The sequence below is a fragment of the Leptospira yanagawae serovar Saopaulo str. Sao Paulo = ATCC 700523 genome (genome assembly GCF_000332475.2).
Lineage (GTDB): Bacteria > Spirochaetota > Leptospiria > Leptospirales > Leptospiraceae > Leptospira_A > Leptospira_A yanagawae.
In genome coordinates this window covers 765,932-789,444 of the sequence record NZ_AOGX02000015.1, presented here as the reverse complement: position 1 = coordinate 789,444, position 23,513 = coordinate 765,932, and the positions used below count along the sequence as shown (strand labels likewise).

20 protein-coding genes are annotated in these 23,513 nt (G+C 37.6%); 4 read left to right on the top strand and 16 right to left on the bottom strand.

What is annotated here, in order from left to right:
• Window positions 1-53: 53 nt before the first annotated feature.
• From LEP1GSC202_RS07410 to LEP1GSC202_RS07390, 5 genes are read right to left on the bottom strand one after another with little or no spacing between them, the layout of a single operon-like run.
• Entirely contained in the window at window positions 54-3,119 is a 3,066-nt protein-coding gene (locus LEP1GSC202_RS07410) for an ATP-binding cassette domain-containing protein (RefSeq protein ID WP_015676524.1), read from the bottom strand.
• A 2-nt stretch (window positions 3,120-3,121) separates the two neighbouring features.
• Window positions 3,122-4,225: a beta-barrel domain-containing protein gene (locus LEP1GSC202_RS07405; RefSeq protein ID WP_015677204.1), complete on the bottom strand. Its 1,104-nt coding sequence runs from the start codon at window positions 4,223-4,225 to the stop codon at window positions 3,122-3,124.
• Window positions 4,218-7,283: a peptidase domain-containing ABC transporter gene (locus tag LEP1GSC202_RS07400; protein WP_015676574.1), complete on the bottom strand. Its 3,066-nt coding sequence runs from the start codon at window positions 7,281-7,283 to the stop codon at window positions 4,218-4,220. Before LEP1GSC202_RS07400 ends, LEP1GSC202_RS07405 begins: the two co-directional genes overlap by 8 nt.
• Window positions 7,284-8,954 (bottom strand): hypothetical protein, encoded by a 1,671-nt coding sequence (locus LEP1GSC202_RS07395; protein ID WP_015677037.1) that lies wholly within the window; start codon window positions 8,952-8,954, stop codon window positions 7,284-7,286. It abuts the gene before it with no gap.
• A 6-nt stretch (window positions 8,955-8,960) separates the two neighbouring features.
• The gene (locus tag LEP1GSC202_RS07390; protein ID WP_015677485.1) at window positions 8,961-10,142 is read right to left on the bottom strand and encodes an acetyl-CoA C-acetyltransferase; all 1,182 of its coding nucleotides are present in this window, start codon (window positions 10,140-10,142) and stop codon (window positions 8,961-8,963) included.
• A gap of 89 nt (window positions 10,143-10,231) precedes the next feature.
• Here LEP1GSC202_RS07390 and LEP1GSC202_RS07385 point away from each other — a divergent pair, with 89 nt between their 5' ends.
• Window positions 10,232-11,629: a DUF6938 domain-containing protein gene (locus LEP1GSC202_RS07385; RefSeq protein WP_039928337.1), complete on the top strand. Its 1,398-nt coding sequence runs from the start codon at window positions 10,232-10,234 to the stop codon at window positions 11,627-11,629.
• Window positions 11,630-11,633: 4 nt separating this feature from the next.
• Here LEP1GSC202_RS07385 and LEP1GSC202_RS07380 read toward each other — a convergent pair whose 3' ends face one another.
• Entirely contained in the window at window positions 11,634-11,969 is a 336-nt protein-coding gene (locus LEP1GSC202_RS07380; RefSeq protein WP_425256015.1) for an Hpt domain-containing protein, read from the bottom strand.
• Between the two features lie 99 nt (window positions 11,970-12,068).
• On the opposite strand from LEP1GSC202_RS07380, the gene lpxA reads away from it, so the two are divergent.
• Together lpxA and galE are read left to right on the top strand one after the other, a co-directional pair.
• Window positions 12,069-12,875, top strand: coding sequence for an acyl-ACP--UDP-N-acetylglucosamine O-acyltransferase (lpxA, locus tag LEP1GSC202_RS07375; RefSeq protein ID WP_015677449.1), 807 nt, complete (start codon window positions 12,069-12,071; stop codon window positions 12,873-12,875).
• The gene (galE, locus tag LEP1GSC202_RS07370; protein ID WP_015677327.1) at window positions 12,872-13,840 is read left to right on the top strand and encodes a UDP-glucose 4-epimerase GalE; all 969 of its coding nucleotides are present in this window, start codon (window positions 12,872-12,874) and stop codon (window positions 13,838-13,840) included. The genes lpxA and galE overlap by 4 nt, the downstream gene beginning before the upstream one ends.
• Here galE and LEP1GSC202_RS07365 read toward each other — a convergent pair.
• Genes LEP1GSC202_RS07365 through LEP1GSC202_RS07345 form a run of 5 tightly spaced genes read right to left on the bottom strand, consistent with a single transcriptional unit; the run spans window position 13,835 to window position 18,803 of the window.
• Window positions 13,835-14,623: a M15 family metallopeptidase gene (locus LEP1GSC202_RS07365; RefSeq protein ID WP_039928334.1), complete on the bottom strand. Its 789-nt coding sequence runs from the start codon at window positions 14,621-14,623 to the stop codon at window positions 13,835-13,837. The genes galE and LEP1GSC202_RS07365 overlap by 6 nt on opposite strands.
• Before the next feature lie 26 nt (window positions 14,624-14,649).
• Complete coding sequence (gene recG / locus LEP1GSC202_RS07360; protein ID WP_015676842.1) at window positions 14,650-16,719, bottom strand: ATP-dependent DNA helicase RecG; 2,070 nt, start codon at window positions 16,717-16,719, stop codon at window positions 14,650-14,652.
• Complete coding sequence (locus LEP1GSC202_RS07355) at window positions 16,716-17,117, bottom strand: hypothetical protein (protein ID WP_015676430.1); 402 nt, start codon at window positions 17,115-17,117, stop codon at window positions 16,716-16,718. Before LEP1GSC202_RS07355 ends, recG begins: the two co-directional genes overlap by 4 nt.
• On the bottom strand, window positions 17,118-18,122 hold the full coding sequence (locus tag LEP1GSC202_RS07350) for a metallophosphoesterase family protein (protein ID WP_015676791.1): 1,005 nt from the start codon (window positions 18,120-18,122) through the stop codon (window positions 17,118-17,120). It lies immediately after the preceding gene.
• A complete protein-coding gene (locus LEP1GSC202_RS07345; RefSeq protein ID WP_015676340.1) occupies window positions 18,123-18,803 on the bottom strand; it encodes a hypothetical protein in 681 nt (226 codons plus the stop codon). It lies immediately after the preceding gene.
• 56 nt (window positions 18,804-18,859) lie between these two features.
• Here LEP1GSC202_RS07345 and LEP1GSC202_RS07340 point away from each other — a divergent pair, with 56 nt between their 5' ends.
• Window positions 18,860-19,861, top strand: coding sequence for an NAD(P)H-dependent glycerol-3-phosphate dehydrogenase (locus LEP1GSC202_RS07340; protein WP_015676444.1), 1,002 nt, complete (start codon window positions 18,860-18,862; stop codon window positions 19,859-19,861).
• Here the strand turns inward: LEP1GSC202_RS07340 and LEP1GSC202_RS07335 are convergent.
• From LEP1GSC202_RS07335 to LEP1GSC202_RS07315, 5 genes are all read right to left on the bottom strand, one after another.
• Window positions 19,858-20,262 (bottom strand): MAPEG family protein, encoded by a 405-nt coding sequence (locus tag LEP1GSC202_RS07335; protein WP_015677192.1) that lies wholly within the window; start codon window positions 20,260-20,262, stop codon window positions 19,858-19,860. The genes LEP1GSC202_RS07340 and LEP1GSC202_RS07335 overlap by 4 nt on opposite strands.
• A 123-nt stretch (window positions 20,263-20,385) precedes the next feature.
• Window positions 20,386-21,183, bottom strand: coding sequence for an alpha/beta hydrolase family protein (locus LEP1GSC202_RS07330; RefSeq protein ID WP_015677586.1), 798 nt, complete (start codon window positions 21,181-21,183; stop codon window positions 20,386-20,388).
• 167 nt (window positions 21,184-21,350) lie between these two features.
• Entirely contained in the window at window positions 21,351-22,106 is a 756-nt protein-coding gene (gene map, locus LEP1GSC202_RS07325; protein ID WP_015676812.1) for a type I methionyl aminopeptidase, read from the bottom strand.
• Window positions 22,107-23,081 (bottom strand): arsenosugar biosynthesis radical SAM (seleno)protein ArsS, encoded by a 975-nt coding sequence (gene arsS / locus LEP1GSC202_RS07320; RefSeq protein ID WP_015677379.1) that lies wholly within the window; start codon window positions 23,079-23,081, stop codon window positions 22,107-22,109. It lies immediately after the preceding gene.
• A gap of 3 nt (window positions 23,082-23,084) precedes the next feature.
• Complete coding sequence (locus tag LEP1GSC202_RS07315) at window positions 23,085-23,423, bottom strand: arsenosugar biosynthesis-associated peroxidase-like protein (protein ID WP_015676644.1); 339 nt, start codon at window positions 23,421-23,423, stop codon at window positions 23,085-23,087.
• Window positions 23,424-23,513: the final 90 nt, after the last annotated feature.

Sequence of the window (23,513 nt, the reverse complement as noted above, 5' to 3'; positions counted from 1 at the left end):
AAAAAGGAAAAAAAGAATATAGTTAAATTTCCTTAAGTGAGTCACTAATTCAATTATCGGATTGCTTCTTGTTTAGAATGAAGTAATTGGTAAATTCCACCTTTAGAAAGTAATTCCTTATGATTTCCTTTTGAGTCCAATTTGCCTCTTTCTAAAACAAAAATTTGATCATAGTGTCTGATTGTATCCAATCGGTGTGCAACTGTAATGATGGTCGCATCGGCAAAGACAGAATTTATATGAGACAGAATTCTTGATTCTGTCTCTTTATCAAGGGAAGCAGTAGGCTCATCTAATAGCAAAACATTGGGACGTTGCAAAAACAATCTTGCGATGGAAATTCTCTGTTTTTGACCACCAGAAAAGCTAAATCCCCGGTCTGCTAATTCTGTATCGTAACCTAGTGGTAACTTTACAATATCATCGTGAATACAAGCAAGTTTGGCGGCTTCCACTACTTCACTCAGTGTTGCTTCTGGTTTTGTGATGGAAATATTTTCTCTAACTGTTCCTGCAATCAGCGGATTTTCTTGGAAACAAACTCCGATTTTTGTTCGTAAACTGGGCAACCAAATTTCATTAAGGGATATTTCATCGACGAATATCTCACCTTGTTTAGGGTTATAAAGACCTAACAACAATTTAATGATTGTTGATTTTCCACTCCCACTTCTACCAACAAAGGCAACTTTTTTTCCAGCTTGAATTTTTAATGATAAATTTCGAATTCCTGACTCTGGTTTTTGATTATCATAAGCAAAGTTGATATTTCTAAATTCGATATCACCTTTCACTTCTGGTAAATCAACCTTGAACAAATTATCTTTATCAGAAATTTCGCTATCCAATGACTCAAAACTCCTCAATCGATTCCATGCTAAATTCGCTTTTTGAAATTTCAAAAAATCATCATATAAAGAAATCAAAGGTGTTCTGATATAAGTGATCAAACCTACGATTGCATACAAAGTGCCCAAGGTGAGCAAATCATTTAAAATTAGTAGACTTCCAACAAGCATGACTGCAACTATCGTGATTTGTTTAAAGAAATCCGTGTTAGTTGATAATAAGTTCGAATAGTACAATTTTTTACTTTCTGAATTTAATTGTGATGTTAATCTTTTTTCAAAGTCCCATCTATGGGAATAAGTTGCTCCCAAATTTTTAATGGTTTCAAATCCATTTACAGACTCAATAAAGTAACTTAAAGTCTCCGATCTTTTTAAAGATTCTTTTTTAGTTTCCTCAATGATTTTGGGAGATAAAAATCTAAGCACCAAAAACTCAGGAATTATTAGAAGGATAATAATGAAAAGTAATATGGGGGATAAAAACAAAAAGATGATAAATACAAGAGAACTAAAAATCAAATCAAAGATCTTCATTGCTCCTTGATCTGAAAAAAACAAAATTACTGACTCAATTTCTTCCCATCGATTTAAAATTTCTCCTTTTTTATTTCTCTCAAAAAATGAAATAGGTAAAGATATCAATTTCACTAAAAAACGAATCGCAATTGTTTGGTTTACTCTATTACTTGTAAAAAAAATGACATTGGATCGAAAGTATCCTAAAAATGACTGTGATAGACTGAGTAATACAATCGCAAAGATTACTGGTAAAAAAAATTCTCTATTTTCTTGTAACAAAACGGCATCAATGAGATACAAATTTACTAAAGGAATGAATACTTCTAAACCCTTTAATAAAAAACTAGCAAGGATTCCCGCTTTTAAGTATTGGATCGCCGGTAAAAAATATTCTCCAATACCAGCAAAAAAACGATTTTTCCATTCAAATGATGTTTTTGGTAATACTTTAGGTACAAAATAAATTAAAATCTTTGAAGATTTTTTTTCCCATTCTTCACGCGATAAAACTGTTTCACCATTTTCAGGGTCAAGAATCGTAACAAATTTTTTACCAATTTGTTTGACGATGATAAATCTAGTATTTTCAAAAAAGTTTATGGTGGGTATAGAACCAATTTCTGATTCGTGGTCCCTCCAGTTTACGAAATAACAATTTCCTTTTTCTTCACCAAAACATTGTTTCCAATGATGTGGAAGGATGTCGTGATCGAAATCGGGAAACAAAGGATCCGAATCATATTCAGCAAAAGTATAACCCCAATATCGAAAAATCATTTTCCGACAAACATCACCCGATTGTGACTTACCTTCTTGGAATAAAAATGGAAATCGAATTTGATTTCGTAAAGGAGGTGAAAATTTTATTTTAGGTAAAAAATGAAACTGATCTTCTTCATAAATATTTGAAAATTCGAAATCACTTTCATCTGCTCTGTCCCCTAAATTTAATTTTCGTTCATTCATAATGGAACGAATGGTTATCAACAAACTTTCAGACTTTTTAAAAAAGGATTCTGCGTGTTTCAAAGACAATTCATATACATAACTATCTTCTATTGCTGTTACCGTTGCATTTCGAACTTTTTTTTCTAATACACCCATCTCCCCCAATACTGAACCCGCTTCAACATAGGAAAAATAATCTTTTTGCCAAGTTGATTTTGTTACTTTAAACTTTCCCGTTTTGATAAAGAAAAGTGAAGAGCTTACACTTCCTTCTTTGATTAATATTTGACCTGAATTGATCTTACGTTTCACAAGAAGTTTTGATAACTCTTGGATTTCCGTATTTGAAAGTTTTCGGAAGTATGGATGGATTCTCAATTCATCTCTTAATTGAACATTCTCCTTATATTCATCCCAAAGTTTTTTCCTATGTTTATCTGTTAATATAAATTTTGCAAAAGAAGAAGTTGGTAGAACCAATACTTTTGAATTTTCTTCTGCATAATAGATTTGTTTCTGCAAAGAATCAGAAGAGTACTCACCAATCCCATAAATTGATTCTTCTGAAATGGTTTTTATTAAAAGTTCACTTTGGTTGATTTTGATTTTTACCTGAATTCTACCTGTTTCTAAAATCAAAATAGGAATGGAATCAGTTTCATTACCTATGATCTTATCACCTGCCACAAGTGATCGAAATTCAAATAGTGTTAAAAGTTTTTTGATATCTGATGAAGGTAATAATGATAAAAAACTATCTTCTCTAACCAAATTCGGAATTTCTTTTAAGTTACGTTTCAAACTTAATTCCTTGGATCAGCATAACGAAATAAAATTTGATAAATACTTTTTCGATCGATCACGATATCAGCGACCACTTTAAGGCCTGGAAACAATTGAAATTCTTTTCCATCCTGGTTTAAATCTTGTGTCCCCAAAACCAAAATCACCGAAAAAGAATCCTTTTCTTTTGTATTCGGAATGATTTGCGAAACCGTTCCCTCTACCACACCAAAATCATTTTGATGGAAAGCTTTTACTTTAATGACAGAACTTAGTCCAATTCGAATGGCACCAATATCTTTGCTATTCACTTCAACAATCGCTTCTAGTGGCTGGCCTTCTTCCATAAGAGAAGCAACAGTTTGCCCACGAATTATATTCTGACCTACGTTGTTGACAGCTAGTTCGCCGATGACACCAGAAAATGGCATCCTGATCACCGCATTTGCTACTCTTTCTTTCTTTAATTTAGTATCACCACGTAAACTAGAGATTATGTTTTCTTCTCTTTGGATTTCGTCTTTTAAATTGCCGAACTCTTCATTAAATTCTAATAAACTTTGATCATAAATAAATTTTGCACCTACTCCATTTTGAAAATCCATATAGGCTTTCTTTAAGTTTACAAATTTATTCAATACTCCGCCTGACAAAGCAGAACCTGGATTATTTTCTAAATTATAAGCAAGGTTTTTCAGAATTTTTTCAGCTTCTTTTTTATTACGAATGAGTCGCTGTAGTTTCTTCTCTTCATATTCCAAATTATTTGTGTCTTTTGATAATTCAATTTGTTGCTCTGAAAATTCTAACTCCATGATAGGATCTCCTTTTTTTAGAAAATCCCCAGACTTAACATACAAATTTGTTAATGTTCCTGTTTCCAATGCCTCCACAACATGATAATTCCCTTTGGGTCTAATGTTTCCATTTGCCTGCACAACAACATCAACTCGTCCAAAAATCAAAAACAAAACAAAACAAAGAAAAAAAACAGATATTAAATAAATCCCCTTCTTTTCCCAGTTAGGTGCCGGGTGCTTTAATAGTTCATCATAATAAGAGGCAGAATGTCTTGATTCCCAATTGGAATCTGTTTCTTTTAGATTTTTAAATTTTTTAAACAAAACTTTCCTCCTCATTAAACGTGGGGAATAAATGATAATAATAACCTTTTGTTTGGATGAGTTCTGCGTGAGTGCCAACTTCAACAATTCTGCCTTCATCCAAAACAATAATTTTATCAGCACTCACCGTACTGTGCAAACGATGTGAAATTTGAATTACTGTTCTATCTTTAAAAACCGTTTCCCATTGTGATTGGATGTGTGATTCTGTTTCAGAATCCAAAGCAGACGTTGGTTCATCTAAAAATAAAATACTTGGGTTTGTTACTAAGGCCCTTGCGATCGCCAACCTTTGTTTTTGTCCACCAGACAAACCAACACCTGATTCACCAATTTTTGTATCGTATTGCATTGGGAATCTTTCCACAAATTGGTCAACGGAGGCTAGTTTTGCTCCAGCTAACAAAGATTCCTTTCTTAAGGATGGATTTTTTTTTGATAAATTCTCCAATATACTTCCAGAAAATAAAATCGGGAATTGTTCTACCGCACCAAATTGGATTCTAACTTCTTCTGGATCAAGGGTAGATAAATCAAAAGAATCAACGAATACCTTTCCTTTCGTAGGAGATAAAGTTCCCATCATAATTCTCATTAAAGTAGTTTTACCACAACCACTACGACCGACTATGGCGACTTTTTCGCCAGCTTCAATCTCCAAATCAATATCTTTTAAAATCTCTGGTGATCCTTCTCTATAACGAAAACTGATATGATCTAACTTTATTTTTCCTGTAAGCCTTGGTAGCTCACCAAACGGACGTAAACTGACAATTTCACCAGGCAACGAATAAATTTCGGATAATCTCATCCGAGATTCTCTTAACTCACTTAAGTCTTCATAAAGATGGCACAATCGAACGATTGGTTCCATTAACAAAGAGTATAAAATCAAAAAACCTAAAAAACTTCCTAAAGAAAGTTGTTCATTTAATACTTTATTCACTCCAAACGTAATGACAGCCACGAGTCCAATTTGTTCAAAAAACTTACTAATGAGTTCTAAAATTTGGACACGTTTGCCCACACGTAGATTTGTCAATATGGTTCTTGCAATTTCATTCAGACCCTTGGAAAGGTAACGACTTTCTATAGAGGAAGATTTGATCAGTTGAATACCGGAAAATAACGATAAAAAGAAAGTAGTTGTTTTCTTTTTCGATTCAAAGCTATGTTTTTGTAATTTTTTGATCCTTGAGCCTGAACGGACAACAACCAAAGCATAAATGATAAGAAAAAATAATCCTAAAAAAGATAACCCAACATCCAATCGCAACAATACCAAAAGATAAATTGGTAAAGTGATCAAATCCAAAATCAAAAACAACCCCGATCTTTGGGTGATTTCCAAAATCCTTTGGTTTTCTTTTAATCTCTGTGTAAAATCACCAGTTTCAAACTTTCTAAACTCTGGCAAAGTTAGGTTTAAAATATGTTGAAAAAATCTTACAAAATAATTATATTCTAAATTTTGCATCAATCCTATCGAAATTAGGTTTCGAAAAAGGGAAAACATGGTTTGAAAGAAAACAGCCAAGGTAACACCAATGACTATCGTAAATAAAAAATTTCGATCGGAGAATACCAAAACTTGGTCTACTATTTGACGAACTAAATAAGGAATTGATAAAGATAAAATCGCTGAGAAAAATGTTGCAACCATCACCCAACGAATTTCTTTTTTTTTCGGACTAAATAACATCCTTAGCTCTTTAAAAAAACTAAGTAAACTTACTTCCGCAGACAAACTGGCTGGAGCCACTGAGAATTGTAAGATGATCCCATCCCAAACTTTTAAAAACTGATCTTTGCTAAGTTCAAAAACTCCTTTGATTGGATGGGAAATTAATACTGCATCCAATTCCAAATCCACCAAATACAATAAACAAGGTATGTTTTCATCGTCTGTGATAAAAACTGGATTTTCTAATGTTGTTAATTCCATAAAAGGAATCTGCAATTGTTTAGTTAAAAAACCATGTTTTTCTAGTTCTATTGCGAGTTCAAAAATACCAGGAATGATATTTCGACTTAATTCATTTTTGATTCTAATTTTCCAATTGGATGGAAGTGGCTTATCAAACACTCGGAGTGCGAGTTCAGAACAAACCAAGCCAACAAGACTCAATTGATCTGTTGTTACTTGTTCGATTAAAATTGTTTCAGTAGGTTTTTTGATTTCAAATCGTTTGGATACAAAAGGTCGAATTGAATTTTCTTCTTTTTCTTTTGTTTTATACGTTGAGTATCTGAGTAACCTCGATTGTACAATTTCTTCAAGTTTATTGCCTTTTTCTGCACCAATGACTTTTCTAAAAATAGTTCCGGGAATTTGGTAAAGTTCTGAGTCTTCTGCAGTTACTGCACTGGCTAAACGTTTTTGTTGTTTGAAGATTGCAATTTCGCCGAGAATATCCCCTGACTTCATAATCGAAATGATTTTTCTTGGATTCTCTGTTCGAATTTGAACTTTCCCTGACCGAACAATGTATGCGGATTCCCCTTCTTCACCTTCTACAAAAATAAATTCACCTTGAGGGACTTTGATGAGTTGGATGGATTTTAAAATTGATTTGATTTCTTCCGGTGATAGTTCATCAAAAAAACTTAATTTCCTAACATAATGAAATTTTTCTTGTTCTTCTTCACGATGTTTAGCTTTTTCTGCAATTTCAGGATGAGAATCAACTAACTTTAGAAAACGAGATGTTGGTAATAATAAAACGATGGAAGGCTCTAATGCATAATAATCATGTTTGGAGGGAGTTTTCGTTAGGGTAATCCTTTCACCGATGGATTCTCCTACTTCAACAAAGGCATACCTACCTACATTTAAATCTTGTTTGTTTTGTTTCATTCCAAACTTGCCAGTGAGTACAAAATGAATGTAGTCAGGCATTTGGTTGGCTTTGATTAAAGTTTGTCCTATCCTTAAAAATTTTACTTCAATGTATGGTATTAACGTTTCCCTTTCTGATTCCTCTAATTCTGCCAATAAATAATTTGAACGAAATATTGTGCGAATTTTATCAAGATTACGCCTAACGTCTGCTTGCATTTATTTTTCCGCTAACAATAACATATGTGTGACAGGAAAATCCAATGGTATCAAATCCTCTTTTTTCACTGGATTGTCAGAGTTTGAAGTAAAAAGTTTCACTTTTCCTTCATAACGATTTTTAACCAACCACTCATTACGATATTCACTGGACTTGGGTGAAATACGAAACCCTATCGACTCCAAATTTTTTTTCCAGTCGTTAAAACTCCAAAAACAAAAGGATTCGTGCATTTCACTTTCCCAATTATCCGTGTAATCTTTTTTTGAGATATATTCACAAATGTCTTTTAGTTTCATACGGTGGTATTCTATACCATCGACGTAAAATAAACTTGCCCTAAGCACATAACCTTCTTCTTTACGAAAGTCACGTTGGAATTGGAAAAAACGTTCCTTAGTGGATAAAGAATCTAGATATTCTTTGAAATTGGGAAACTCTTCGGGACTCCGACTAAAGTTTGTGCTCGAGTCCTCTTCCATCCAAACCCAAACTTCGTTTTCTCCTTCTTCTGGACCGACCACATCCCTGTTGATCCAAACCCCACCCAAAACGAGTTCTTCGAACCTATTTTGCAGGAAGGAAATCAGTTGGTCACGACCACCATACGATTCGATTTCATGAGTGAGGGAAGAGGTATGGATGGTATTCATACTTAATTTAGGAAATACCAATCCACTGACTGCATTCTTTCTTAGAAAAAAAACATTTGGGTTTATGAATTCACCATTTTCTTTTCGTTGTTCGCAGATTTGGAAGAGGTGCCTTGCGATCTCAACACCATAAAAATCAGATTCCAAATAATTTTGATCCGAACAAACAAGTTTGATCCAAGATCCTACGGCACAACCAATATCACCTATTCTACCTGGTTTCACAAATGGTTTGGTTTCATGGTATTTGAGTTCGGCTATTTCATCCATCTCTCGAACATACGTATTATAATCCCTGGATTCGGTAAGATCTCCATCATCTCCAATTAATGTATCTGAAAACAACATATCTACTTTTTCGAAAAGACCATAGTCTTTCCACAAACGGATGCTAGCTGAATCTAATTGTTTCCAATCCTCAGAGAGAAACTCCCCAAAACTTTTAGGTAAGTCATTTTTGGGATTTTTGGTTTTTTCAAAATCATTTCCATTCTGTTTGGATTGTTTTCGTTTTAATACAATCTCCTCTAATTCTTCCCAAGGTAGTTTTGCGAAAAATTCAAGTTTGTTACCGGGAACTTTTTCCACGGGAAGGATCTTAAATCCAAGTTTGAGATATAAATTTGCAACGGGTGTTGAACATAGTACAATCGTATTCTCAGGAGTGAGTGATACTTTTAATTCAGTTTCAACTTCAATTTTTTTTAACGTATACAAAGCAAAGTTAGGTGATTGACCAATGTCATCGATTGGGACCACATAACTTGGTAGCTCTAACTCTCTTGAAAAATCTTGGATCATCATCGCTCTTTGGTAGAGCGAAAGTGGGTTACGCCTTGTGTTATTGTGATTGGCCGAGGTAACGGCAAAGATGATGGCAGTGGGTGGTTTGGAAATCGCCAACGGATTTCCAAACACATCCAATGTTTCCGAGAGACCATGTTTTACCAATTTGAGTAAATACTCTTTTTGGTACCTGGTGAGGAGATGGTGACGCCCCGGAAATAGAAGGTACATTTTGTACTATGCTTTAGGATTTTCTAAAACAATTGCAATCCCTTGTCCACCACCAATACAAAGAGAAGCCACACCATACTTCACACCTCTTCTTTGCATCTCAAGAGCCAATGTCAATGTCACACGGTTCCCTGAAGCTCCGAGTGGATGTCCAATCGCAACAGCTCCACCATTCACATTGGTGATCTTTGGATCAAGACCTAGTTCTTTTTGTACGGCTAAGTATTGTGCTGCGAACGCTTCGTTCACTTCCACAAGACCGATGTCTTTCAAACTAAGACCTGCTTTTTGTAAAGCAGCAGGGATGGCAATGGCAGGACCAATTCCCATCTTCGCAGGCTCACAACCAGCATGGCCCCAAGATTTTACAATTGCGAGAGGTTCTTTGCCGAGTTTTTTTGCTTGGGATGCAGAAGCTATGATGAGTGCAGAGGCACCATCATTGATTCCTGAAGCATTGCCTGCTGTCACAGTACCATCTTTTTTGAATGCCGGTTTCAGTGAGGCAAGTTTTGTAGCGCCAGCTTTTCCTTTGATGAATTCATCTTTATCGAATACGATTGGGTTTTTTCCACCAATCGTTATTGGATGAATTTCTTCTTTGAGAATCCCTTTGTTCGTTGCTTCTTCTGCTCTTTCTTGCGAAGTAGCTGCCCAAGTGTCTTGTTCTTCTCTAGAAATTTTGTATTGGTCAGATAAATTCTCCGCCGTCATTCCCATCGGAAGTTCTACATAAATGTCTGTTAAACCTTGAGCGAGTGAATCTTCAAACTCAGCATTTCCATAACGAACACCAAATCTTGCATTCCGCACCACATAAGGGGCATTACTCATAGATTCCACACCACCAGCGAGGACAGTATGAGCTTCACCTAACATAATTTTTTTGGCAGCTTGGATGACTGCTTCCATTCCTGAACCACATAGTCTATTGAGTGTTAATGCAGGACTTGCGATTGGAACCCCTGCTTTTAGCCCGATGTGACGTGCCAAATAAATTCCATCTTTGCCAGTTGGGATAACATTTCCAAAAATACTTTCTTCAATTAAGGAAGGATCAACTCCAGTTTTTTGGAGTGCTGCTTTAGTGACTTCGACCCCAAGGTCTACGGCACTCATGTCTTTTAGAGTTCCGCCAAAACTACCGAATGCGGACCTGAGTCCACCTAAAATATAAACTTGTTCCATAGATACCAGGTATGGGCAAATTTGGTCACCTGTCAGCTAAGAATTGAAATTTCACTTGAAAGAGAATGCCACTTAAGTAGACTTCCTGCATGAATCGAGAACCAATGTTCGGCCTAGACACAGGTTTTATTTCCAAACAAACCGCAGGCCTCATTCGAGGGATCCTCCAAAAACGTTATTCCATTGGAGAAAGTTCCATTCCCTTATTTTCTTCCCCATCCCCTCTGTATCCTGGTTTGGAACTCATTTCCGACAAAGGGGAAAATCCAATCGAAACACGACTCGTGGTCGGAAGTATCCGGATGGGTTACGGACATCATAGAATGGCTTTGTCTGTGTATTCTCATTCTTTGAAACAAAACATCCCGACTTACCTTCATGATTTGCTCGCAATCGAATCTCCGGAAGCAAAAGCCATTGGTGATATCGATTCTGGGTATAGTTTTTTTTCTAGGATGAGTTCCGAAATTGGGGGGCCTGTAGAATGGATTTGGGGGCAACTTATGTCCCAAGGAAATCTCACTTCACTCGAACTTTCTTGCCAACTGGCTGCCTTATACAAAGGCCTTATGAATGGAATTCCCAAAGAATCACCAGTCATCACCACATACCCGTTAAATGGCCAGATTGCAGTGGCATCAAATTTTCAAAAAACCATCCATCTCATTTGTGACAATTACCCGCAGTACTACTTACTTGTTCCAGGAGCACTCAATTTAGTCCAGTCTCCTTCTTCTTATACTAAGTACATTGAGATGGGAGTTCCAAAAGAGAACTTAGCCGTGGCTGGCCATTGGGTATCGGAAGACATTGTATCAAATGCAGTGACCGATTCGGAAAACCGAGTGCGTCGGATTGATTCCAAAAAAATCAGAAGGTTTTTGATTCCGATTGGAGGTGCTGGAGCACAAAAAGGCTATATCTTGGATCTCATTCGTTTGACCAAGTCATATCTTACCAATCGAAAAGCTGTATATTGGATCAATACTGGGGATCATGTAAAAGTTTTGAAAGCAATTGAAGAGTATTTGATCTTTCAAAAAATTCCTTACCTTTCCATTGATTCTTGGGATGACCTATTAACTTTCATTACACGACATCCTCTTAGATCTGATGACAATGAAAACAATCCGCCGGTTGTGTTATTTAATTTTCCGTCACACACAGAAGCATTTTCTGCAACTGACCGACTCATCCGCATTGCTGATGTGTTAGTGACAAAACCTTCGGAATTGGCTTTTTTTCCTATTCCAAAACTTTTTATCCGTAGGGTTGGTGATCATGAAGCTGCTTCCGTTGTTCGGTCATTGGAATTAGGTGAGGGAACTGTGGAATGCCGTGAAGCGATGCATGCGAAGGAACTCGTACAAATCTTCACAGAATCAGACGATCTTTTACTTAGGATGAACGAATGCATTATCAAAAACACAATCGAAGGTATCTATAACGGAAGTAAAACGGCTGTCGCCATGGCAACAGCAAATTGATGGTTTAGGAAGAAAACTTTTTCTCTAACTCTTGTTTGGTGGATTCCCATATTGCAGGAATTTTTTTTCCTTCAATTATGGAAGACTCAACATTTCCTTCTTTTACAAGCGACTCCGCTTTGACCACAACTTCAGAAAGAGCTGCCACACCTTTGATTTGGTGTAGTTCTGACTGTAGGTCTTTTGGATCTTTGGTCTGCATGAGTCGGTCCAAATTTTCAACCCGAGTTGCCATGTTTTCCAAAAGAGAAGTTACCATTTCCTTAAGCCATGCTTGGTCCTCAGGATCATTCATATCCACAAGAGATTCAATTCGCGACCAATCTATTAACAAGTTCACACCACCCTTCCAAAAGATAACAGACGCGGAAAAGCGTGTAAATTACATTTTAAAAAATCATTTGCAGGGCTTTCCAATTGGTTTTTTTTGTAAAACAATATGAAAATTCACCCCACCGCCATCATCGATCCCAAAGCGGAATTGCATGAGTCCGTAGAAGTTGGACCATTTTGTATCATCGAAAAGGATGTCAAAATTGGAGAAGGAACTGTTATCGAATCCCACGTCAAAATTCTATCAGGGACACGAATTGGTAAATTTAACAAACTTTCCTCTGGCGGAAGTTATGGTGGATTGCCTCAAGATTTGGGTTTCAAACCAGAAACCAAAACCTATTTGGAAATTGGGGATCACAACCACCTAAGGGAAAACGTTGTCTTCCACAGAGGGACTGTGGAAGGAAAAGCTACAGTCGTCGGAAATCATAATTATCTTATGGGAAATGTCCACCTTGCCCATGATGTTGTCGTAGGCGACCATAACATTATGGTTCAAAATACGATGCTTGCTGGTCACGTTGTGATAGGAAACAAAGTATTCATTTCTGGATCTGTTGGGGTACACCAATTTGTAAGAGTAGCTGATTATGCTATGTTAGCAGGTCTTACAAAAGTGGTCAAAGATGTCCCTCCATATGCCACTGTGGATGGCCATCCAGGACTTATAGTAAGTTTGAACGTGGTAGGAATGAAACGAGCAGGAATTTCTTCCGATGTCCGTCTTGCCATCAAAAGAGTTTACAAAGTGATTTACCATAGTGGACTTAACACAAAACAAGCATTAGCTGAACTTAAAAAAGACCCAAACCCTGCTCCCGAAGTACAAAAAGTAATCGAATTCTTCGAATCCAGTAAACGTGGTGTAGTGGATCACAGATTTGTTTCTGGTGGATCCGACGAAGAATGAGAGTCCTCGTTACCGGGGGAGCCGGTTATATTGGGAGTCATATTGTCCTAGAACTAATGGAACAAGGACATGAAATCATCATTGTAGATGATATGGAAAAAGGAAACGAAGCCAATTTGTTTCCTGGAAATGAATTCATCAAAGGTGAAATCCAAGATCCTGAGATCCTAAAAAAAGCCTTCGCTAAAAAAGTGGATGCAGTTTTTCATTTTGCCGCATGGAAAGCAGCAGGTGAATCCATGACGGATCCCTTAAAGTACACCATGAACAATCTAAATGGCACCTTTATATTGTTAGATGCCATGATCAAATACGGATGCCAATATTTTGTATTTTCATCATCTGCAGCGGTTTATGGAGCTCCTAAGTATTTACCAATCGACGAAAATCATCCATTACAACCAGAAAACTATTATGGTTATACCAAACTCTGCATTGAAGAAAATTTGGAATGGTTTGACAAACTAAAAGGATTAAAGTCTGCAAGGCTTCGTTACTTCAATGCGGCAGGATACGATCCTAAAGGGCGAATCAAAGGGATTGAAAAAACACCTGCCAATTTACTCCCCATCATTATGGAAGCAGCTTCTGGCATTCGAAAGGGTTTTGAAATTTATGGAAACGACTACGAAACAGAAGACGGGACTTGTGTCCGCGACTACATCCACGTTTCAGATTTGGCAAAAGCACATGTTCTAGCGCTTAACTACATTATGGCGAAAAATGAGAGTTTAACTGTAAACTTAGGTTCTGAATCTGGATATTCCGTGAAAGAAATGGCGGATTTATCAGAAAAAGTTGTGGGGAAACAAATCCCTCACAAAACAGGACCTAGGCGTCTTGGGGACCCAGCAAAACTACTTGCTTCTTCCAAAAAAGCAAGGGAAGTACTAAACTGGACTCCCATTTACAGTGATGCTGAAACCCTACTTGCCAGTATGTGGAATTTGTACAAAAACCTATAAACTAGGTATTGTAATTTTTTCGCATTCCGGGTTGATGGACCTAACATAATCCAACGCCCGGTCACCTAACACATCTGCTCCCAAAAAACTACCCTCCAATTGGATTTCTCCCAATTGGAATGATTTCACCCATTCTTTTGTGAGTTGGTTGGAAATGGGGGCATACGACCAATGCCATTTTTCTTCTTGGTATCCTTTATTTTTTCTGGAAACAAGTGGGTTGTACGGTTGGCAAAATCCATATTTGGATGCGTTTTCCTTTAACCAATCATAAAGGAATTTTCCCTTCCCATTCGATTCAAAATAAGCATTGTCAAGAGCATTTAAATCAAAATCAGTTCCCCAGTGGTGGCGAGAAGTTCCAGGTGCACTTGAAAATTCTAAAATCAAACCAATGATTTCTTCGGATGATTTTCCTTTGATGGGAACTCGCATCGCTTTTTTCCCTGTGAATTTGGATTCCCAAATTCCTTTTTGGTGGCTGAAATTTCGAAAACTGGAAACCAAAAAGATATGTTGTTTGTAAGAACTTGGTTTCGAATCTTCAAAGTCATTGATCATCTTATATAGGGCTTTTTTTACATCAGGACGTAAATAATGTTCCTTTGCGTTTTCTTCCAAGATAACAGGCGCTAAAGGTCCAGGTGAGTTGAATTTACCCGTTAAATAAGAGATTTTATCAATTCCTAAGTATAAGTCAGAAGATGTTTGTTTGATGGGTTTTTCACCACATACAGATGATAATGATAACAAAAACAGAAACAAAAATTTCGAACGAAACATAATTAAGTTCATTTAAATTTCTTGGATTAATTCGCAAATAAAAATTTGCCTTCGCTAAAACGAGTCTTTAATTCCGAAACTTCCTTTGGATCATCTAGTGGAATGGAAGCTGCGTCTTCTTTGGCTTCTTCTAAAAGATCACGATCCGCAACCAAATCAGCAATTTTAAACTCAGGCAATCCACTTTGTTTGACCCCTAAAAGTTCGCCTGGCCCACGAATTGCCAGATCTTTTTCAGCTAAAAAATACCCATCATTGGAGGAAACTAGTGCCTCGATTCGGTCACGGCCCTCATCGCTAATAAAATCTCCTGTCATGAGAATACAAAAACTTTCTAAATCACTTCGTCCAACCCGACCACGTAACTGGTGTAATTGGGAAATACCAAATCGTTCGGCGTGTTCCACAACCAAAATGGTTGCGTTGGGAACGTCCACTCCCACCTCCACAACTGTCGTTGTGACAAGGATTTGGATCTCACCGGATTTGAATTTTTCCATGACCGAATCTTTTTCGGCACTTTTCATTTTCCCATGCAACAATCCAATTTTCAAATCGGGAAACACTGATGTTCTTAAATTCTCATAGGCAACAGTACAGGATTCTAAATCTACTTTTTCCGACTCCTCTACAAGAGGGTACACAATGTAACATTGCCTTCCGGAACTGACATACTTACGTATCGAATTGTAAACTCCCGCTCTTCTGTCTTCTTTGTACCAACGAGTATCAATTGGTTTACGTCCTTTAGGTTTGGATTTAATATTTACTAAAGTCAAATCTCCGTATAAGGTCAGGCAAAGTGTCCTAGGGATGGGTGTGGCAGTCATTGCCAGGATATCAGGATTTTTTCCTTTGGATCGAATGGTTTCTCTTTGGTCCACACCAAATTTATGTTGTTCATCAATCACAACGAGACCCAAATCAGAAAAAATCACATCTTCTTGTAATAAGGAATGGGTTCCGATGATGATATTGGATTCACCTGTTTTGATCCTCGCCAACTTTTCTGCACGGATCTTTTTATTCTCTCCACCTAATAATAGTTCAATCCCAAGAAATGGCATATTCCCCATAAACTTATAGATGGTTTGGTAATGTTGTCTTGCCAGGATTTCTGTTGGTGCCAAAAAAACCACTTGGATGTGGTTGTCGATATAGTGTAATCCAACAAGAAGGGCTGTGATCGTTTTTCCCGAACCAACATCCCCTTGTAATAAAAATGCAGAAGGAGAATCGGTATTGGTTTTGGATAGGATTGTTGTCACAGCTGATTTTTGGTCATCTGTGAGTTCAAAGGGCAGATTTTTTTCCAAATTTTTGCGCGAAGGTGACAAAGGAAGTGGCCATAACAAACGTTTGACTTTCTGTCTTTCTCGTTGTTTGTACAATAATAACCTTTGAAAATAAAAAAACTCTTCATAGGCAAATCGTTTTCGTGCAATTTGTACAGTTTCCATCGTATCAGGGAAATGAATGTTACGAAATGCTTCATCACGACCGAGTAACTTACGTTTTTTGATGAATTTGGAAGGTAAGTTTTCACTAATCTCTCCACCTTCCAAAACTTGGTGGATGAGTTTTCGTAATCCTTTTGAATCAAGTCCTTCTTCTTTTAGTGCTTCAGTTGAAGGGTATAACGGAATGATCCTTCCTGCGTGGATGGAATCTTCAGGGTCATCCTTATCGGATAAAAATTCATATTCGGGATGGAGGATTTGGTACCCTCGGAAGTATTCTAATTTTCCTGACACCACCACCTTTTTATCGATAGCGAACAATTTATGAAAAAAATTGACTCCACGAAAGAAAACTAAATTGATCCTTTCATTGTTTAAGGTGCGAAACCCAACAAGTAAGCGACTTTTTTTACCATGAACTATATAGCTATCCACAATACTTCCAAGTAATGTGACTACATCCCCTTGTTTTAATATAATATCCTTTGTAAAATTTCGATCTAAATACCTTCTAGGAAAATACGTTAATAATTCATAATACGTAGTGATTCCATGATCGAGTAAAACGTTTTTTCGTTTGGGTCCAATCCCTTTTAAATTCGATAAACTTTGTGTTAAATCAAACATTGGTTTCATATCTCATCGGTTGGTTTTGGTGGGCCAAAAGGATTTTCTTTTCCTTGGTGTGGATCAGAACTGTTTTTTTCAGAATCCAGAATCAGATAACAATACTTACATCCATAAATTTGCGCCTGTTTTTTTCCTTCACTATTGGTATAAGTGGATATGGCCGCATACAAGTATTCATCTTTTCTAAGGACAGTCCCACAAACAGGGCATAGGCGAAGTCTAGGAAGATTTGGGTCTTTTTCTTTTCCGTAAACTTTTCTTGGATCTCCTACACGAAGGTTTTCTTCTTTTTTTAAACGTTCTTTTTCTTTTTGGTTTAAACTTTGGTTGTCAACTGCGGAGAGTGCATACAGAAAAAAAGCTACAGTAAAAAGTACGCCACAAATCGTAAGAAAGGTGACCATTTAATTCCCTCGGATGTAATCTTCGGAACTCACTGTTGAAATTGGATTTTGAGAAATGAGTTTTAAATGTTTTTCAGAACAATCCACTTCTATCAATCTATGCCAATCTTCTCCACGGAGTTGACAGAGATTGGATTGGACCACGTTTTTTCCTTCCATCAATATTTCAGCGTAATATCCACCTTCTTGGAAACCATGTAAGGAATCCACCGCACCAAAGTTAGATGGATTGATAAAAACAGTATTTTTTGTTTTTTTAATTCCTTGGTCTTCGTGCACATGGCCTGAGACAACAAGTGAAGGTGACTCATCATCTAAGTACCGCCTGATTCCTTGGCTTCCACATTTTCCAACACCAGGGATGGTATCAAAATATCCGTAAGCGGGATTGTGAATCCAACAGATATCCGGCAGTTCTTCACGGAAAAAATCTTCTGGTTCACTGTAGTTTTTTCCATTTTTCGTGTACTCGTGAAACACAACGGTCAGTTTTTCTGGAATGCCTGAAGTCCAAATGGGTGCACCCCCATACCCAGATACTTTAATATTTTGAAATTCAAAACTTTTACGATGCACTTCGCGTTGGTACAATTCAGTGTATTGCAAATCTAAATCATAATTTCCCGGCAAACAATACACAGGTGACTTTGCATATTTAAGAATTAGTTTTTCGATGATCTCATATTTTTCTTTCATCGTTTTGGCAGCTAACTTATATAAGCCTCTGTACTTTTGAGATTTTTCAACGATCGCCGTAGAGTACTTTTCTGGAAAACGAATGGCATGTGTTGTAAAGTCAAACGGAGTTGAGTCATCTTTTCTTTCCGTTAACAAATAATATAATTCCTCTTGGACTCCACAAAAATCAATGATCCGATCAAAGGAAAAAAATGCTTTGTATATGATATCACCCGAAAACAAATACAAGTCTGCTTCTGTAGTTTGTAAGATTCGTTTGAGTCCATGAAGTCCATCATGGATATCAGTAAGATAGATGATCTTCATTTATTCATTTTCCCACAGCAACATTTGAACATCTCTATCTTCTTCAATGTAATCGATTTTTAAGTACTCTGGCCCAAAAAAATCCACAAGTGGTTTTAAAATTGTGGAGGATCGAACAAAGATATACAATTCATTATGATCAGCCACAAGGTATTGGATTTCAATTTTCCCTGCAATGGCAGGTACCAAATTTAAAAAATAATTCAAATCAAATAATAATTCCCACTGCAAACCAGTGATGGATAAAATATGAGGTGCCTCATGCATGATTGATTCGAATACTTTTTTTTTGTGAAACGGGTCGATTTTTACAAACCACCTAACAATATCAAACCGACGAGGTTTGGTATCCCAAGCTCGGTATCCAACAATTTTTAATCTAGCTTTGTTATCTTTGACTAACACGGGTTTGAGTCGAACCCGGAAACGGATGGATTGCACTTTTAAAAAACGTGCGATCCAAAGCCATTCCATTCGATAGGTCCCGGTTAATATGACTTCTCCTTTGGAGGAGCCCACTTCTAAACTTTCTAAATCAGGGTCTTCCGCGATGATTTCCGTTTGTATGACTTTTTTTAAGCTACCGAGTAGTAAGGTAACTTTGTAATTACTCTTTGGGACCACTTTTGGTGGCAAAAAGAGATTCAGTGGGTTGAAACGGAAGAGATCCGTCAAAAGCATATTTTAATTTTATTTTCTATTGCCTTTTTGGAAAGCAGATTTAGAATACGGAACTCATGAAGATTGGAATCATTGGCGCTGGAAGTTTTGGCACTGCACTAGGTAGTATTTTGGCAGATAAGGGTTATGATGTCACCCTTTGGACAAGAAGTGAAGGCCAAGCTCATTCGATCAATGAAAACCATATGAATTCCAAACATATGCCGGATTTGGTCCTACCAGAAAAACTGAGAGCAAACACAGACCTCATCCAAGTGGTCAAAGACAAAGATATGATTGTCTCCGCTCCTCCGAGTCATGCCCTCTCAGGCATCCTGAAGGAAATCAAAGACCATATCCCACCCAAAGTTCCCATTGTTTCTGCTTCCAAAGGCATCGAAAATGAGAGCCTTCGCCTTGTTTCTGAAATTTTTGAATCAGAGTTACCTGGCCAATACCATTCTCAACTTTCTTATCTTTCCGGTCCTAGTTTTGCCAAAGAGATGGTAAAACGTGTTCCCACCATCGTTTCCATCGCTTCCAAAAACGAGGCCACCGCCAAACGAGTGCAAGAGATCTTTAGCTTTACCTATTTCAGAACCTACTGGACTCCCGATGTGGTTGGCGTGGAAGTGGGTGGTGCATTAAAGAATGTGATTGCGATCGCAGCAGGTGTTGCCGATGGTCTTGGGTTTGGACAAAACACAAGGGCTGCCCTCATCACACGAGGGTTAAACGAAATCACAAGGATGGGGATTAAAATGGGGGCCGATCCCATGACTTTCCTTGGACCGTCAGGGATGGGGGACTTGGTACTCACTTGTTGTGGGGAAGCATCAAGAAACAGAACCGTTGGGTTTCGATTGGGCAAAGGGGAAACATTAAAAGAAATTTTGGCATCCATGAACGAAGTCGCGGAAGGTGTGAAAACCACTTTATCCACAAAAAACCTGGCTGATAAATTGGGAGTGGAGATGGCCATCACCCAAGAAGTGTATCGTATGTTATACGAAGATAAGGATCCGAAAGAAGTGGTCAAAGCTCTGATGAGCCGTGACCTCAAACGGGAAGGTGTCTAAACCAATCGAAGTAACAATATGATATAACTCACAATTTGGATCATATAAAATGTGAATCGAATGTTTACTGCTAAGACATTGGTAGCAATCAAATGAGTGAGGGATTGTAAAACCCTTGCTCCTAAAATCACAAACCCCACTTGGTTGACAAATGCATCCACCTTTCCCAAACTCACCGTCAGAAAAACCACTGCTAAAAATAGAGGTAAGTTTTCTAAACTATTGAGGTGGGCACGGTTGAGCCTCCAATTGAAATCACTTCCATGTTGGATTCCGGCCGGGAATTCATTGGATTTCTTTTTCCCGAGTAACACTTGTACGCTTCTATAACTTGTAAGTGTGACACCAAGTCCGAGTGTCCAAAGAGTGAATAGAATCAAAGCCAAATAGATGGGTTCCACAATTTCTCCTTTATACCAATTCTTCTTTGTATTTGCGAATTGATACAGGCGAGAATCCTAAATGACTTAGGTTCATTTGTAAACCATTTAAAAGGATTTTTTTAAGTGAAAATGGATACTTATTTAATCCCAACCGATGGTTTTGATCTTTTGCCAGACACTGAGCCAACTTTGGGAGAAAAAATGGTCAGGGGCCTCAGGGATTTCTAAGGATCGAAATTGGTTCCGCTTTGCAAAATCGATAGTATGTTGTTTTGGAAACCATTTGTCTTCTGCGGGCAGAAATATGGTAACATCTGTTCGTTTTTCATTTATGCCACCTTCTACTTGGAAGCCTGGTAAAAATAGATTTCGTAAAAAGGTAGCAAGTGAATCCACTTGGATCCGAACATTTTTCACAGGAAACGAAAGGTGATCCACTTCCCCCGATACCAACCAATCAGGAGTCGCTAATGACTTTAATATCTGTTTGTTGGGAGAGTCACCATCTGAAAGATTCGGCAGAAGCAGCAAACGACTGAATTCCTCAATGGAATCGGATTCATACAAATACTTTAAACTTAATACACTATCGAGTATGGGAGAAAGTAAAAACAATTTTCGAAAGGGAGTTTTTTTGGCATACATCAGAAGGGCTGCCCCTCCCCCACTATGTCCAATCCCATACAATGGTTTGTCTAAATAGTTGTTTCCTTTTAGATACTCATCTAACATATCGATGGCGGTTTTTGGATCATAGGTTCCACCCGAATTCCCATGAGAAGGTGGATTAAATCGAACCAAACGTAAGCCATAAGAAACGAGTTCCGAATCTCGGATCCGAAAGGACCTTGCATTCCCACCCGTACTTGGCCAAAGGATGAGTATCCCTTTTGCTTCATTTGGAGGTGCACCAGATTCAATGATTTCTAATGGAAACATAGACTACTTAAGTGAATTCGATCTACAATGGTCCGATGTTCGATGGTTCGATGGACAATCTTAACAAAACTAACATAAATTTTAGTTTTGTTAATTGATGATTTCGTTTATTGGAATCTCAATAGGAAACCAATTCCAAATCAAAGGTATTAATTTTACTCCCTTGTTTACATGGTGGCGATAATGGGTTTGCCATTTTGTACGATGACCGTGTGTTCGCATTGTGCCACATAACTTAATTGTCCTTGTCGGTTCCCAGCTACCAAAGTCCATCCATCTGCTTCTTCGTATGCAGTTTGGCTCCCAGTGGAGATAAAGGATTCAATCGCAAGGACAAGGCCTTGGTTTAGTTTTCTATGGTCACGTTTGTCTTCATATACTAAAACTTGTGGTTCTTCATGGAGTTTTTTGCCCGTGCCATGGCCTGCCAAGTTTTTGATGACAGTGAATCCATTTTCTTTTGCAGCCGAATGGATTTCTTTTCCTAAATGGCGTAGATAATTTCCTGTAAACGCCTGTTTTGTGGCACGCATTGTTCCTTCGATTGCAGTATCACAAAGTTTTTGGAGTGTTGGGTTTGAGTTTCCAACAATGAATGAAATTCCGGTGTCCGCATAATAACCATCCAACTTTGCAGATACATCCACATTTACCAAATCCCCTTCCTTGAGAATGGTTTCTTTTTTGGGAATGCCATGGGCAATTTCAAAATTGGTACTGATACAGGTAAATCCAGGGAATTTGTAATCAAATTTAGGGGCAGAAAAAGCACCTGCTGCTTCAAACTCTTGTTTGGCGGCCATATCAAGTTCTAATGTTGAAACACCAGGTTTAGCCAAAAGTTTTAATAACTCTCGAACCTTAGCAACAAACTTACCTGCTTTTAAAATTCCCTGTAGGTCTTTTTCATTTTGAATTGACATCTAAACAATCTCCCCACCACAACTAGAACCAGCACCAGCAGTACATCCATAACAATGGTTTGCTACAACGATTTCTCGCCCAAGGAATGCGGGCAAATCGAAATCTTGGATGTGTTTCACAGCTTTTGATTTTAATTCCAACATTTGGTTAAAATCACAATCATATACGGAACCATCAAATCCTACTGAAATTTGGTCCAAACACATAAGACCGTTCACTGTCGCCGGATTGTAGGCATTCACCAAAGTTTCCATATACATTTCAAATTTTCCACCGCGAACTAGAGAACCCAAAAATCGATTGATCGGAAGGTTGTTGATACAAAACAACTGGTTAAACACAATTCCATATTTTTTCGATAAATGTTCTTTGTATTCTTTTTCTAACTGGGTTTGCCCTGAACTTAAAAATAGCCCATTGGGATTATAAACCAAATGGATCGGAAGTGAGGTTCCATACCCAATAGCATTTAACTTTTTTAAGGCGGTAATAGACTTTTGGTAAACACCTTTTCCTCTTTGGTTGTCAGTAACATTTTCCAAGACAGAAGGTAAGGAAGAAACAATTTCCACTTGGTTTTCTTTTAAAAACTCATACAACCATTCAAAACCTGGTTCTTCCAAAATGGTAAGGTTACAACGATCGATCACTCGTTTTCCAAGTCGCCTAGCTTCCGTTACAATGTATTTGAAATTTGAATTTCCTTCCGGTGCTCCACCTGTGATGTCTACCGTTTCAATTTCTGGAATTTTAGATATGAGTTCGATACAAAGTTTTGCAGTTTTTTCGTCCATCATCTCAGTTCGAATGGGAGACGCATCCACATGGCAATGCCGGCAAGCTTGGTTACACCATCTGCCAACATTGATTTGGAACACTTTGATGGAACGCGCCTGGATGGGTTTTCCAACGGTTTCAAAAAAATGTTTTCCACTATATCCTTGTAAGGTGGAATGTTGTTCGGTTACATCCATATTCTAAAACGAAAGTTCGTCTATTTTGTTTTGCATTTGGACGCTGTGTACCAAATTAATACCAGCTGCCATCGCTGCTGCAACATGTACTGCTTCATTCATTTGTGCTTCATCGGCACCTTTTTGAAGTGAAGTGGTCGTGTAGGCATCAATACAATATGGGCATTTTAGGGCATGAGCCACTGCAAGTGCAATGAGTGCCTTTTCTCTTTCTGTTAAAGCTCCTTCTGCCATCACTGCATTGTAGTATCCAAAAAATTTATCAGCAAGAGCGGGATTCGTGCGACCAATCTCTCCAAATTTTCCTAAGTCTTTTGCATTATAATAATGATTTTCTGCCATATTGCCTCTTTATAATGAAGTTTTTTGACCTTCCCATTTCGTCAAGGGCAAGCCCTAATCAGGCAGCCAAAAGGGTTCAGGTTCGGTTAA